A 15,469-nucleotide genomic window follows, 5' to 3' on the forward strand; every position below is an offset into this window, starting at 1 on the left:
TTTTGATTGAAGATGATGAAAATGATTTTTATCGACAGTCACAAACCGCAACCATTATGACGGATAGATTACTGATATATATAGTTTGTTACTTGGAAAGGCACAGTAAAGCACTGACAACGAGTGGTAAGCGATTCACTGTGCATAATGAGAAAGAAGAAACTCATGACCTATAAATTAATGACCGAAACTCATCGCCTAGCTTAGCGACTGAGGCTATTGACTAAAACTGGCTTGTTTTTCAGCTTTATATTTTTTAGCCGTGGCCGGGACAACGGATACTTCTCCTGTTTCTAAATAACGCTTAAACCGATTAGCATCAGCTAGGTGAGTATATTTTCCATAAGCATCGAGTACCACAAAGGCCACATCTCGGCCGTTCATTTTAGCTAACATGACTAGGCATTGACCTGCTTTGCTAGTAAAGCCTGTTTTGGTCAATGCGATATCCCATTCATCTTTAGCCACTAGTTTATTTGTGTTATGAAAGTCCAGCTTATAGCGCGGTTTACTAAAAATCACATGACGCTTTGGCATTGCACTTAGCCTTGCTAGTTCTGGATACTGTTGTGCAGCTTTAAGCAGCTTCATCAAATCAGCGGCACTAGACACGTTATGCTCTGATAAACCCGTTGGTTCAAAGAAATGGCTATTATTCATACCTAAAGCTTTAGCTTTGGCATTCATTGCTTTTATAAAGGCGTTATAACCACCTGGGTAATGATGCGCCAATGACGTTGCAGCACGATTTTCTGACGCGATTAAGGTCATGATCATCATGTTTTCACGGGTGACTTTACTGCCAATTCGAATACGAGAATGAACGTTCCTCATAGTAGGAGACTCAGACACATCAACGCTGATCCGCTCAGTCAGCGGTAACTTAGCATCTAACACCACCATAGCTGTCATCAACTTTGTCACCGATGCGATAGGCGTAATATGCTGAGCATTTTCTGAGTGAAGTACTTTGCCAGACAGTAAGTCGACAATTAGCGCACTGTGAGCAGCGAGTGGTTGGGCAGATATAATATCTTGATTGTTTTGCGCTTTGGCTTCAGAAACGTGAATGAATAAGCAGGTAATCAGGCAAATAATCAGCAAAGGTCGAAACATAACAAATAGAAATAATAATCAATAAAAGCCAAAGTATACGACAATACTAACACTAATTGTGTGATTTATTCATGCCAATGACTTATCCCCTTTGGATTATTGATAACAAGGGCTCATCTGGTTAAATCGCGTGATAGTCATCAACTAAACGCAATTGAAACGCAAAAGTTAACTGACTAGCAACTTTTACATAGGGTCTATTGACCTTTGCTGATTAGATTTTGTTCGAATTAAAAGCACTTTAATCGCGGCGTGAGCGATGATGTCTAGTCACCTAAACCTGTGGTTTATAACCACAGTGCTCACAACAATCTGGCCCCTTAACTAAGAGCCTGGCGCTTTTAAACGAACCTTGCAGGCAGTACTTGTTGTCATTACTTCGGCGTTAACGACTTATCATGTGGAATAACCACACATCAAAGTCGTTGCCTTGCATAAATATCCAACAAGTCACTGCAAAAATAATCATGAAAGATCAACAGACCCTAACAGTTGCGCTATAATCTCTGCAGATTTTGACTATCCAGGTTTTTTGATTACCTAGATTTTTGATTACAAAAATGGAATCCAGATCATGACTCAAGATGAAATGAAAAAAGCCGCGGGTTGGGCTGCACTAAAATACGTTGAAGAAGGCGACATAGTTGGCGTAGGTACAGGCTCTACCGTCAACCACTTTATTGACGCTTTGGCGACAATGAAACATGACATCCAGGGCGCAGTATCAAGCTCTGAAGCTTCTACTGAAAAAATGAAACAATTAGGTATTGAAGTATTTGATCTGAACAATGTGCCTGAATTATCTGTATACGTTGATGGCGCAGATGAAATCAATGATCGCATGGATATGATTAAAGGCGGCGGCGCGGCATTAACCCGTGAAAAAATTGTCGCGGCAGTTGCTGATAAGTTTGTGTGTATTGTTGATAACACCAAGGAAGTACCTATTTTAGGTGAGTTTCCATTACCTGTAGAAGTGATCCCAATGGCACGCTCTTATGTGGCGCGTGAATTAGTTAAATTGGGCGGCGACCCAGTTTACCGTGAAGGTGTCGTTACCGATAACGGTAACGTGATTTTGGATGTGTACAACATGAAAATCATGGACCCAAAAGCACTTGAAACGCAAATTAACGCCATTGTGGGTGTAGTGACTAACGGTTTATTCGCTAACCGCGGCGCTGATGTATTACTCGTAGGTACACCAGATGGTGTGAAGGTTGTAGAACCTAAGTAGTTGCGAAACCTACATTGCAGCAACAAAGAGGCCTAACATCAAGTTAGGCCTTTTTAGTTCATATATGACAGAATTGATGATTAGGGCTGTTATACCTTAAACTGGCTGACCGCATCACTGAGCACTTGCGCACGTTGACGCATGTCTTCAGACGCTGCAGCATTTTCTTCAGCGGCTTGAGATGTTTCTTCTGCAATGTCACTGATCACCACCACGTTTTTATTCACTTCTGCAGCCACCATACTTTGCTCTTCAATGGCTGCGGCGATTTGGGTATTCATATCCATAATATTGGTCACATCATCATTAATTTGCGCCAATAAGGTACCCGCCTGCGCAGCTTGCTCAGCACTTTCACTGCCTTGAGTTTTACTGGTATCCATTAACTGGACAATTGAGTGCGTACGCGCCTGCAAGTTTGAAATAATCCCCGAGATTTCTTCAGTCGATTCTTGTGTTCGCATGGCAAGACTGCGCACTTCATCTGCCACCACCGCAAAACCACGCCCTTGCTCACCAGCCCGAGCGGCCTCAATCGCAGCATTTAATGCAAGTAAATTTGTTTGCTCGGCAATGCCGCGGATCACATCCAACACACTGCCAATGGTTTCACTGTCTTTCTCTAGCTCAGCAACCACTTGCGATGAATCATTAAGCTGATTGGCCAGTTGGCCAATTTTACTAATGGTTTGTTCAACGCCACGTTGGCCGTGGTCGGCATTATCATGGGCTTGGCTCGCTTTAGATGCTGCAAGCTCAGTATTCTTGGCAATTTCATCAATAGTAGCGCCCATCTCAGTCACTGCTGTGGCAACCATACTGGTTTCATTGAGCTGTCGGAAAACCCCTTCTGATGCTGTGGTCGCATTTTTAGACAGTTCATGGCTAGAGTGATGCATAGCGGATACTGATTCGTTTACCTGAATAATCAAACCTTGAAAACTTGACAGCATCATATTCAAGTCCCGAGCAATACTAGATAATTCATCTTTACCGCTCTCATCGCAACGTAGCGATAAATTTTTTGTACTTTCTATTTGGGAAATGACTGCCGTAATCTCTTCTACTGGTCGAATAATGCTGCGGATAATATAGAAAGTGAAAATCCCCATCGGTATCGAGATAATGATGAAAATGACTATGCCCATAATGGTGCTATTTCTTTCGGCATCTTCAATTTCGCTAAGTGTTTGCTCACGGATGATTTCAATATCAGCATCAGTACGGTAAATGGCGGTGCGCAGTTCACCTAGTTTGCCGTCATTTTCAGTCAAACCAAGCTGTGTTTCTTTTTCGACTAAGGAATTAAAATCTTTTTGATATTGGGCGACTTTTTGTTGTAGCTCAGAGATAACATGGCGAGGTAATTCAGAGTTAACGATAGCTTGCTGTAAGCCGTCAATATTATTGTTAAAGCGATCGACATATTTCGCATCACGGCGCAGCATGAAGTCTTTTTCGTTACGGCGCAGCTGCAACATTTGTACAGTCAATGCATCTTGATTGTATTGCTTTAATATTTCTTCCACCCCATGAACAGCTGCACGCAAAGTGCCATATAATCCGGTTGTGGGAGTGAAGCCAATCTTTTGCTGCAGTTGAACCAATTCTGAAAATTGATCGTGGTACTGCTGAATGTTGTTCAATAAACTATTTAATGCAGTGTCTGAGATGTTTCTTTCTCTCAGCACTGCAGCAACTGAGTTGATATGACCGGTTACGTCGTCAAGATTGATTTGATGACGATCGACATACTTCATATCTAAACGACTTAAAAAGTCTTTCTCTTCTTTCCTAAGTTCCATCACTTCTTTTTCGATGGCGACAATGTTTTCTGCTGCTTCAGAAAATTGTGCGTGGATGGCAGTTGTGTATTGCATTAACCCGAACATGATCACTACAGCAACAACTGACACAGCGGCATTCAGTAGTAGTTTGGACTTAATTAACATTGGCTCAACCTTTCTTGTTATTTGTACTGCACCAAATCATTTAATTAGCATGACTGACGATAGAAATATCCATATTGCTATATTACTTCTAAAACATTGATTTCAATCTTAATAGAAACAGGTTTAAGTATAGTTCGAGTTTTACTGTAGGGTACAAATTGTCAAAAACTTTATTTCTCGATAAACCTTTTATCGGCGTGCTAGTGTCTAATCTTTAATACTGATTAATTTTTTGGAAGTGTTAACAAAACGAATGGACACTGCAACAGCCGAATCCGCTGATGAATTACAGCTGATACAACAAGCCACACAAGGCGACAAATCTGCATTTCAAGCCTTATATCAACGCCATCATCAGCGGGTATATGCCTTATGTCTCAGAATGGCGGCAAATACAGAGTTGGCTGATGAGCTATGTCAGGACTGCTTTGTACGGCTGTGGCACAAGCTAGCGATGTTTGATGGCCGTAGTCAATTTAGCACTTGGTTACATCGTTTATGCGTCAGGCAGATCCTTAATAGCCTTAAAGCTCACCAACGATTCTGGCAACGATTTTTACCTGAAGACACGCTCAGTGCTGAACAAGTTGAGCAAATGCAAGTGAGTGAGCCTTATCATCAACTTGATAAATTGATCATGCAATTACCCGAGCGGATGCGCATGGTTTTCGTATTGTCAGCCATGGAAGGTTACCAGCACGATGAAATTGCAGTACTACTCGACATTGCTGTCGGCACCAGTAAAAACCAACTTTTTAAAGCGAAACAACAATTACAGGAGATGCTCAAATGAACAATAAAATGCCAGCAGATTCTCCATTAAAAACAGCAGAGCCTGAGCAAACGCTACAACAATTAATAGACTCCGCGCCACAGAAAATTAAGCCGAAGCGTGACTTATGGTCGGCGGTTGAACAACAAATATCAGACTCAGAGCAAAGTGCAGTCAACAGCAACGTGGTTGAGTTAGCAACCAAAAAGAAAGGCAAGCCTTTTAACGGTCAGTCACCCGTTTGGAAACCTTTAGCACTGGCGGCCAGCGTGGGGTTAGTGGCGATGTTTACTTGGCAATTGTCAGGACAACGACCTGTTGATAATAACCTTAATCAACAAGCCCAAATCCCCTCTTCTGAAGCGGACATGGGTATAGAAGGCGTGTCTGCTATTGGTGCTGAGCCTAATACGCAGCAGCTCCCCGCAGTGAATCGTAACTCCACGGCCTCTCTCACCGCTGTGGTGATTGATATTGCAAAGGCACATCAGCAGCAGATCGCACAGCTAGAAACGAGCTTACAACAGGTCGCTTGGCAAAGTGATGATGCGTTATTCCAAGGGATCAATGAGCTGCGTTTAGCCGCCGATAAAACCCAGCAAGCATTAATGTCCCAGCCTGAAAACCAAGGGCTTTGGCAGCTATGGCTTTGGTTACATCAACGCGAAATAAACTTACTGAAACAACAAACTCAATACTTACAATTTAAACATCAACAATCTACACAAGGAATGACTATATGACGCTTTCAAAATTATCCATGCCCGCGATGAACGTGGCAAAATCAGCCCAGTGCTTGGTTTTATCAACGCTATTGTCATTGGCTAGCTTTAGCGCAATCGCGTCTCAAAATGTGTCTGAATCAGCCAATGTAGATGCCAATAGCCGTATCGAATTAAAAGTACAGCGTGGCCAAGTTAATATCAGTACATGGAATAAAGATGAAGTCACTGTAGAGGGCACACTGGATGCGCTTTCTGAAGGATTTATCTTCAAACAAAGCGGTAATAAGCTCATCATCGAAGATAAGTTACCGCGCCGATATCAGAGTAAAAATGAACCCGGCTCAGATCTCACCATTAAACTGCCAGCCAATATCAAGCTTGAAGCAGAAGGCGTATCGGCAGATTACCGCGTGAAAGACATAGATGGCACGGTGAAATTTGAACTTGTTAGTGGTGATATAGAAGCGAATAACCTGTCGGGAAAAGTGAAAGTCAGTACCGTTTCAGGCGAAATCAAAGCCAATTCGCTAAACGGCAGCATTGAGTTAGAAACCGTCTCTGGCAAAGTATCAGACAAAAATAGCCAAGGTGAAATTAGCTACCGCCTAGTGAGCGGCGATCTTTCTGCAAAATCTTCTGCAGATAATGTCACCATAGATCAAGTGTCAGGTGAAGTTGATGCCAGCTTTGTAAAAGCCACAGAAGTTAAAGCAGTAATTGTCAGTGGCGACATAGAACTAGAACTTGGCGCAAATCTACAACGTGGCCGTATGGAATCTGTCAGCGGTGATATTGAACTTGAATTTACAGGCAAACCATCTCTACAAGTGGATATTGATGGCGGTCCAAGCGGTGATATCAAAAATGAACTCACCAGTGATGTACCATCGAAAGCCAAGTACACATCTCAACAACGCTTAATGTTCACCATAGGTGATGGCAGCGGCAAGCTAAACATCAACACCATCAGCGGTGACATTGAATTAAAATAACCTGAGAACGGGACAATAAATGGGTTGCTGACGGCTACTTTTGATTGTCTATTAGTAAAAAGAGGGGGGAAGCTACTTGCAATAGACTCGCTATTGACACGCAGCTTCGCCTTGAACTAAACAAAACTATCTCGCAAGAAACATAAAGCGAGGTTAAGTGCACGTGGGCTGAAGCATTGTCGGCACTTCTTTACCCCGAGTACAGGTTAAAATAGTGTTGATTATTTAAGCTTTGGTTAAACTACAACTGCTAAAGTATTAAGTCCATACAGTAGTTTAGCCAAAGTTAGCACCATTTCTCATTATGAAAAATACGCCATTTGATGTTTTAAACTTAAATTTAATCAAAGTCTTTCTGTCTTTATATGAAAGCCTGAATACACATCGAACGGCCGAGCAATTAAACCTCAGCCAACCTGCTATTAGTCGCCACTTACAAAAGCTCCGCGATGCCTTTAACGACCCATTATTTGTCAAAGTTCATAAAGGTCTGAAGCCGACAACGAAAGCCCATTTTTTAGCTGAAAATCTGCCCAAGATTTGGCATGAACTAGAAGCTGTGATTAATCATGAAGATGAGTTTCAGCTGGACAAACTTTCTGGAAAAATAAACATCGCTTTACACCCAGTATTCATCGATTTGCTCAGTGATAAACTATTTATGAAACTCAAGCATCACGCGCCTGATGTTGAGTTAGTGATATCAGTGTGGAGTAAAGATACTCAGGCCCAATTATTAGCAGGTCAGCTTGACTTTGGCATCACGATTGAGCCAATGGATTTATCAAAAGAATTGAGTCAACGTGCTTTACCAAAGCTATTTGCCAAACTCTATCTAAACAAGCAGCATCCTTTGATTAATGAGCAAATTAATCAGCACACTTTCTCAAAATACTCTTTGGCTATTTTACATGTGCCCGGTTGGAACGAGCACATTACGTTTACCGAGCGCTATTTATCTCGCTTTGGTGTATCGCCAAAGATTGAATATCGTAGTCCTCATCCTAATTCAATTTTAAATGTGGTGTCTCAAACAGAGTTGATACATCCCATCATTGCAAACTATCAGGATTTATCTGCTGATCAGGTCAGTAAGAAGTTCATCTATGTCGATGAGTCTCCCGTGATGTTAGAAAGCGCATTTTGCCACCATTACCGCCACCGAAACTCGCCTTTATATCAATGGTTTTACACTGCCATCACCGAGATGCTTGAGCATGAATATCAGCTTGATCAATCTCACTTAGATGAGAACATTCCACATGAGCAGTTTGCCCAGACTTCACATCGAGCAAACTGCCTATAAGGTTTGTTGAATATAGTGTACGAACGCTTTTTCAGATGGAAGAAGCTGTCTGTGCTTCAAATGCACAATACTAAATGACGCTTGAATAGCAGGCATGTCATAAACCGGTAGCACCATTAAATGACCTTCTTTAATATCCTTGGCAACAGAAATGTCTGGGGCTAAAGCAATTAAGTCACAATTATCTAGTGAGTCTTTAATCGCTTGAAATTGTTCAAACTTTATTAGACCTGAAAAACCTTCTCTCGTTTTCAAAAACAAATCATTGAACTGCTCTGACACTGTTCGTGGCATAGCACTAGGAATGGCTAATGGAAAGCGTTTTAAATCATCTAATGAAACCTGTGAAGACTGGGCTAATGGATGTGATTTTCTCACACAAAAGATGACATTAAATGGCGGTAATTGGATTATCTCTACATCTGTTTTCTTATCCAGTTCAGTGGCCTTGGTTTCTGCAATAAACAAGCCTATCTCAGCTTTACATAACTGGCGATATAAACTGTGCCATTGGCCCACCTTCAAATCGACACTCACTTTGGGGTAGGCTTGAATGAACTGGCCAATAACAGGCCCAACAATACTATTAAGTGGAATGGCACTTGCGCCAACATTTAACTCTCCACAATTGACTCCCTGTATTGCTTGTACTTCAGCTTTCATAAACTCAACATCCCGAACGATTCGGGTACCATGCGACACAACTATCTCTCCCATTGGCGTTAATGTCACAGATCTAGATGAGCGTTCTAATAATTTAACGCCTAACAACTCTTCCATTTTTTGAATACTTCTAGAAAGTGAAGGTTGCGCTAAATTTAATTGCATTGCTGCTTGGTGAAAATGTTTTGACTGAGCAACTGCCAAAAAGTGTTTTAAATGTCGCAGTTCCATCCATCCCTCTCAATAAATATGCAAATGGAATATATATTAATTACCGATTGATAACATTTACGACAAGATACCCAAATACAAAAATTAATCAACCACTGCAAAACAAATTAAAACCTAGCAATCAAAAACTGGTAAAAACAAATAACAAATAATAAATAAAATACAACACAAAACACATGCAAACCATTGTTTTTAAACAGTTAAAATGAACTACCGATACGTATCAAATCGTATCAATCATAATTAATACCATTAATTACCATTATTAATTGCTGCGATTACAAAAACAAATCAATCACACCAACCAATAAATCTAATTAATTACAAAATAGCATCAATAAGAGACGAATTATGCATTGGATATTCTTGTTACACGATTGTAATAATACCCGAGGGAAAATAACTTCCTGTACCCATAATAATAAATTAGGAATCATCCATGAAACTAAAGAAGCTCACATTAATGACACTGGCAGCAATATATGCTGCTGGTGCCGGCAATGTCGCAGCGAGTAATCATGCTACGACAAATGATGCCAAAGTGAATTTACAGTCTGTTGATATAATGGAACTATATCGCGTTCAACAAGAGTTAAAATCGCATCAAGTTGATGAAAATTTTAAACCTCTTCGTCGCTCGAATATGACAAACATTCAGTTTGCTCCCAAAAAAACAGAAGACAAAATAAAGCTAGAGCCCAATTTAACCGGTACTCATACTTATATTATTCGTCTGCACGGTAACTCTGTTGCGACTTATGACGGTGCGTTACCCGGCTTACCAGCAACCAAAGCAACAACGAATGGTAAGCGCGGTAAGCTATTCACTGCAGGAAAAGCAAACGGCGCACTATCGAGCGCCATTAATGCTTACACCAACCACTTACTCAATAACCAAAAAAGTGTTATTCAAAAAGCTGGCATCCAAGCCAAGCAGCAATTTACATTAGCCGCTAATGCAATTACCGCTGAATTAACTCAGTATGAGGCAGCACAAATTGCAGCCATGTCTGAAGTTGCTTATGTTCAACGCTCAAAAGTGTACCAATTACACACAGATATTGGCCCTGAACATGTGGGTGCGATGGGTGTTTGGGATGGCACTAAAACCAGTGATGGCGGAGCATACCAAGGCGAAGGCATGGTTGTCGGTATCATTGATACTGGTGTGAATACAGATCACCCGTCTTTTGCTGCAACGGATGCTGACGGATATACCCACACCAACCCATTAGGCAGTGGGAATTATTTAGGGGACTGTGCTTTAGAAGAATTTGCCAATCGCTGTAACGACAAGTTAATTGGTGTATATACTCATAAAGATGTCACTGATGAATTTGTTGATGAATGGGGTAATCAATTAGCACCTAAATTTGGTGAAGATTTCCAAGGTCATGGTAGCCACGTAGCCGGTACAGTAGCTGGTAACGTACTCTATGACGTTGACGTAGTAGGTTCTGAGCTTGGTGGTGGTACAGGCCATCCAGTTGGTGTGAAAATGCCGCGTATTTCAGGTGTTGCACCTCGCGCAAATATCATTTCATATCAAGTGTGTATGGTCAGTGGTGGCTGTTCAGGCGATGCGATGTTATTTGCCATTGAACAAGCGATTAAAGACGGTGTTGATGTGATCAACATGTCAATTGGTGGCGCAGAAAGCTTTCCTTGGGATGACGCTTTTGAAATGGCATTCCTTTCAGCACGTGAAGCTGGCGTAGCCGTTGCACTATCAGCAGGTAACTCAGGTGAAGCTTTTGGTAATGACTCACTGTATACCGTCGATCACACCTCTCCTTGGGTACTGAATGTTGCTGCAACCACCCATGCTCGTAGTATCAAAATTGCAGACAAAGCACTGGATAATTTCTCTGGTGGTGACGCCGCATTAATACCAAGTCGTTTAGATGGTGCAGGTATTTCTGAAGCTTTCACTGGTGAATTTGTATTAGCTTCCGATTACGGTGATGCCCGTTGTAATAACCCTTTCCCAGCAGGCACATTCTCTTCCGATCACATTGTTGTTTGTGAACGCGGAGACATTGCACGTGTTGAAAAAGCTGTGAACGCTGCAGCAGGTGGAGCTGGTGCATTTGTGTTGTATAACACTTGGGAAGAAGGCGACAGTATTGTTAATGATACCTATGCGATTCCAGGTATCCACATCACTGCCACACAATGGTACGGCAACTGGCGAACTACAGGTTTGCAACCTTGGTTAGCATCGGGTACAGGCCATCAAGGCACAGTGACGGCGTCAAATGTCAGCCGCGAGATCAACCCAGATGATGCAGATTGGCTAGCGAATTTCTCATCACGTGGACCATCAATCACAGTTGATGAGATTTTCTCACCGGGTATCGCTGCACCGGGTGTGGATATTTTTGCGCCTTGGAATGATGAGAACCCACTCAACCCACAAGCGGATACCCGTAACTACAATGCAATTAGTGGTACCTCAATGGCGAGTCCACATATTGCCGGTATCATGGCGTTAGTACGTCAAGCCAATCCAGATTGGACTGCTTCAGAAGTGCAATCAGCACTGCAAATGACCGCTGACAACCAAGCAATTAAAACCACACACCCACTTGATGGCAAAGTGGAAGTTGCCGGCCCTTACCGTGCTGGTCACGGTTTAGCTAATGCAGAACGTGCCATCAATGCAGGTTTAATTATGGATGAGTCGGCTGATAACTTTCGCCGAGCAAACCCTAAAAATGGTGGTCAAGTTCGCGAGTTGAATCTACCACAATTAATCAATAAAGACTGTGGCTTAAGCTGTAGTTGGATTAGAACCGTTACAGCCACTAAAGATGGTACTTGGAACGTCAATACAAACTTTAGTGACCGTAGCCCGTTATATTGGGACTTTACTCTGGACCCAACAGCAAAAGTGACCGTAACACCATCAACATTCACACTAAAAGCGGGTGAGAGTATTGATTTAACGGTACATAGTTTCTTCAAAGAATCTGACATGGCATGGTATGAGGGCACAGTGCAAACAACAGCTGGTCACATCGAGATTGTTGCTGATGATGCTAGTATTCCTGATTCACACTGGCCATTTCTAGCGACTTATACAGGTAAAACACTACCAAGTACCATCAACATCACTGCGCACGATGATCAATCGCGCCACGTGATTGCAGATGTACCATTTGGCGCGCCAGCATCAAGTTTAAGCGGTATTGTTTATCAAGCTGTTGAAGCGCAAACTAAGGCTATTGTATTGCCTCGTTATCAGTTCGGAGACATCGTTATTGATGACGAGTTTTACTGGAACTTAGATTTACCAAACATTCATACCACTGAAGTGACAGTACCTGAGAACACGGCAGTATTTCGTGCAGAATTGCTGGGCAGAATAAGTTCAGAACAAAATAGCCCTTTAAATCAGTATCTTGATACCAGTATCTATATTTTTAAAGATTACAATCAAGATGGTCGTTTGCACCAATCTGAAGCCATATGTGGCTCAATGAACGGTCAAACCACTAAAGGGGAGTATTGTGCACTGGAAAACCCTGATGCCGGTGAATACACTATTTTGGTCATGAGTGCGTATCCTCTGTTCCCATGGGACAATGTTGACACCATTGAAATGGCACATGTGATTATCCCTAAACAGGAAACAGGTGATATTACGCTGCAATTTGATGATAGCGCTGAGCGTAACTCTGATCTGACTATTGATTGGAATATGCCGATGGAGCAAGGTAAGCGTTACTACTCTGCTGCAGCCATTACTGCAGGTGACAATGCAGAAGGCTCACTTGCATTAGTACCATTGCAAATCACTCGTGGTGTTGACAGTGTGTCAATCGATAGCTCTCAAGATGCAGCGCGTGTCGGTGACATAATTAATGTCGATGTGGTTATTCAGCCTAACCTTTCAGGTAGTGATCGCAATGTTGAATTGACGGCAATGCTTTCAGACGGCTTACGTTTAGTGCCTGACTCTATCAAAGAAATGGAAGGATTAGCCATTACAGAAAGTGGTTTCTCATTACTGACATCTCAAATCAACACTGCTGATATGGCAACAAACTACAAGGTCACAACAAGCCTTGAAGACGCTATGTGTCGTACGCCACTAGATATAAACTATCCTGATGGCGAGCCAGTCAACGGTGGCTACTTGAATCTGTCGCGCTTTGGCATGGATGTCTCTTGGGGTAGCTTCTTTGAAGTCAACGAGTGGGGCTGGGGTAACTGGGTACATGATGTTGAAATCCCAGTTGCAGCAGGTGAAACCACACTACTTGATAATGCTGACTACTTCACTACAGATAAACTTGTTTTAAGTTCGAAAGGTTGGTTACAACTGGATTACCTACAGTACAACCCATGGGACTTCATACCGATGAACATGTACTTAGAACTGCCAAATACTGAGTACTCTACGCCACCTGATTTCATCGTAGCGCCTTTCTGGGGGGGTAAAGATGCCATGGGTGATATTTTTGGAGACCAAAAGTGGAACTTAGCCATGTACGAGCCAAACTGGCAGTTATCTGAGTCTAAAGGTGTCACACTCGCCTATGCTGATGACTACACCATTATTGAATGGAATAAAGCTGGTACACATGATCAGAGCTGGGATGAAAACTGGAATGAGACAATTACTCCTCGCGGGGATAGCTATGACTTCCAAGTATTCTTGAAAGCCAATACCGATCACAAACCGGGTCAGTACGAGCTGATCATGGCTTATGACAACATTGATTTTGCGGGTGAGCCTGGTGAAGGTTCTATTGGTGTGCGTGGTTACCATGGCCCTCGAGGCACGTATGGTCCATTACGCGGTCACACTGGTGTGAGCTATGCCTTCAATGACTTAACAGACAAACTGCAAGATGACTTAATTGTGTGTTATGACATTACCGGCCCAAGCGAAAGTATGATTGTGGTCAGTATGCAGGCTGAAGTGACTGACTCAGCATTAGGTATTGATCAAAGCGTGACACTGACAGGTGAAGTGGAAGGCATTAGCAATGCTAATCAGACGCAAACAATCACAGTTGCATCTAATATTGTTATGGCTGAGATTGCTGATCATGTCATGGAGGAGAACACGACATTGACTGGTATTAGCGTTAGCTATGCTGACAACGATGGCGGTTTATCAGGCAACACGATTACTGTGACCGGTGATAATATCTCTACAGTAGTGCATGGACATATTTCAGGCTCTACATTTGATATCACACCAGATGCTGACTTCCATGGTGAAACAATGGTAACGGTGACGGTTGCAGATAACATCTACCCTAATGATGCTGCAAGTACCACATTTATGTTAACGGTGAATTCAGATGGCATTGAGCCAGCTCCTGAAACGCCAGATACACCAGAAGTTGAACAACCTGAGTCTGACTCAGGTGGTCACATCGGCATGCTAGGCTTATTATTACTAGGCTTAGTTGCGGGTGGTCGCCGCAAGCTTCATTAATCGATTAATGTGAAAAAAAGGGCCTAATGGCCCTTTTTTAATGGTGTGAAGCTACTGTCGATTGCACAAACTCAATGAACTTTCTAACAGGCTCTTTGGTTGGCTTTCCTTTCATTGTCACAATGCCATACTCAACATCAATCTTCGGCATATTTTGAATGTCTAACAGCGCCAGTCGACCTTCTGCCACTTCCTGTTTGATGATCACATCGGGTAACAAGCAAATCATGTCACTGTTATACAAAGAGTGCTTAATAGTGTGGATCTCTTCAAAACGAACTAAGCCACAGAAATTGTCTCTTTCAGTATCAAATAAATCGTCAAACGCATCTATAATTTCCGAAGGCGTCCCTCGCGGTAAAGCAATTTGATAATCATTTAATCTGGGAGTGAACAGGTACTTTTCACTCATTAATGGATGCTCAGGCCGACAACAAAATACTGCTTTAGATTCACAATAAGGAATGATGTCAATATCTGGCATACTTTTCAGTTGCGTAATCTTGGTCTCAGCCAAAAAAACATCAATCTCACCTTTGAGCAATAAACCATAGAGCTCTTCAACATATCTGTAGCACAGTTCGACATTAAAGTTTGGATATTGCTTAGTAAAGTCAACCAAAATACTGTCATAAACATGTGATGCAACTAGGTTACCACCACCTAATACGATGTCATTGACCACTTCATCACGAGGTAGCTTGATTTCAGCCTCAAGCTCGTTTACTGATGAAAGGATTTTTTCACTGTGTTTCAGCACCACATTGCCAAAATAGGTCAATTTCACAAAGCGAGAGTTACGTTCCATTAGCTTCGCTTCTAATAAACATTCTAAGCGTTGGATGCTTCGCGTTAAAGATGGTTGTGAGATATTGAGCTCATTGGCTGCAAGGCTAAAGCTTTTAAATTCAGCCAGGGTTACAAAATGCTTGAGATGCCTTAACTCCATATCCGCCCCTATAATTTAATCAATCTTGTAATTGTATCAAGTCAGAGTTAAGCCCACCTTAAGTAACAAAG

Annotated in this window: 10 protein-coding genes; 6 read left to right on the plus strand and 4 right to left on the minus strand. The window is 42.1% G+C overall.

The annotated features are described in order from the left end of the window. Positions 1 to 216: 216 nt before the first annotated feature. Positions 217 to 1,104 carry a D-alanyl-D-alanine endopeptidase gene (pbpG, locus tag ACHUGF_RS01880; protein WP_394129070.1) on the minus strand — a complete coding sequence of 296 codons (888 nt, stop codon included), beginning with the start codon at positions 1,102 to 1,104 and terminating at the stop codon, positions 217 to 219. 586 nt (positions 1,105 to 1,690) lie between these two features. Here pbpG and rpiA point away from each other — a divergent pair. Then, entirely contained in the window at positions 1,691 to 2,353 is a 663-nt protein-coding gene (gene rpiA / locus ACHUGF_RS01885) for a ribose-5-phosphate isomerase RpiA (RefSeq protein WP_394129071.1), read from the plus strand. Between the two features lie 89 nt (positions 2,354 to 2,442). Here the strand turns inward: rpiA and ACHUGF_RS01890 are convergent, their stop codons facing one another. After that, positions 2,443 to 4,305, minus strand: a complete 1,863-nt coding sequence (locus ACHUGF_RS01890; RefSeq protein ID WP_394129072.1) for a methyl-accepting chemotaxis protein — start codon at positions 4,303 to 4,305, stop codon at positions 2,443 to 2,445. Positions 4,306 to 4,558: 253 nt separating this feature from the next. Here ACHUGF_RS01890 and ACHUGF_RS01895 point away from each other — a divergent pair, with 253 nt between their 5' ends. From ACHUGF_RS01895 to ACHUGF_RS01910, 4 genes are all read left to right on the plus strand, one after another. Further along, complete coding sequence (locus tag ACHUGF_RS01895; RefSeq protein WP_394129073.1) at positions 4,559 to 5,098, plus strand: RNA polymerase sigma factor; 540 nt, start codon at positions 4,559 to 4,561, stop codon at positions 5,096 to 5,098. Next, positions 5,095 to 5,820 carry a hypothetical protein gene (locus ACHUGF_RS01900; protein WP_394129074.1) on the plus strand — a complete coding sequence of 242 codons (726 nt, stop codon included), beginning with the start codon at positions 5,095 to 5,097 and terminating at the stop codon, positions 5,818 to 5,820. The genes ACHUGF_RS01895 and ACHUGF_RS01900 overlap by 4 nt, the downstream gene beginning before the upstream one ends. Further along, positions 5,817 to 6,794, plus strand: a complete 978-nt coding sequence (locus ACHUGF_RS01905; RefSeq protein ID WP_394129075.1) for a DUF4097 family beta strand repeat-containing protein — start codon at positions 5,817 to 5,819, stop codon at positions 6,792 to 6,794. The genes ACHUGF_RS01900 and ACHUGF_RS01905 overlap by 4 nt, the downstream gene beginning before the upstream one ends. Before the next feature lie 304 nt (positions 6,795 to 7,098). Then, positions 7,099 to 8,100 (plus strand): LysR family transcriptional regulator, encoded by a 1,002-nt coding sequence (locus ACHUGF_RS01910; protein ID WP_394129076.1) that lies wholly within the window; start codon positions 7,099 to 7,101, stop codon positions 8,098 to 8,100. On the opposite strand, the gene ACHUGF_RS01915 is transcribed toward ACHUGF_RS01910, so the two are convergent. After that, the gene (locus ACHUGF_RS01915; protein WP_394129077.1) at positions 8,095 to 8,994 is read right to left on the minus strand and encodes a LysR family transcriptional regulator; all 900 of its coding nucleotides are present in this window, start codon (positions 8,992 to 8,994) and stop codon (positions 8,095 to 8,097) included. The two genes, ACHUGF_RS01910 and ACHUGF_RS01915, sit on opposite strands and share 6 nt — an antisense overlap. 439 nt (positions 8,995 to 9,433) lie before the next feature. Here ACHUGF_RS01915 and ACHUGF_RS01920 point away from each other — a divergent pair, with 439 nt between their 5' ends. Next, positions 9,434 to 14,449: a S8 family serine peptidase gene (locus ACHUGF_RS01920; RefSeq protein ID WP_394129078.1), complete on the plus strand. Its 5,016-nt coding sequence runs from the start codon at positions 9,434 to 9,436 to the stop codon at positions 14,447 to 14,449. Between the two features lie 37 nt (positions 14,450 to 14,486). Here the strand turns inward: ACHUGF_RS01920 and ACHUGF_RS01925 are convergent, their stop codons facing one another. Beyond that, on the minus strand, positions 14,487 to 15,398 hold the full coding sequence (locus ACHUGF_RS01925) for a LysR family transcriptional regulator (protein ID WP_394129079.1): 912 nt from the start codon (positions 15,396 to 15,398) through the stop codon (positions 14,487 to 14,489). Positions 15,399 to 15,469 lie beyond the last annotated feature (71 nt).

It is taken from the genome of Shewanella maritima, assembly GCF_043643735.1.
GTDB classification, from domain to species: Bacteria; Pseudomonadota; Gammaproteobacteria; order Enterobacterales; family Shewanellaceae; genus Shewanella; species Shewanella maritima_A.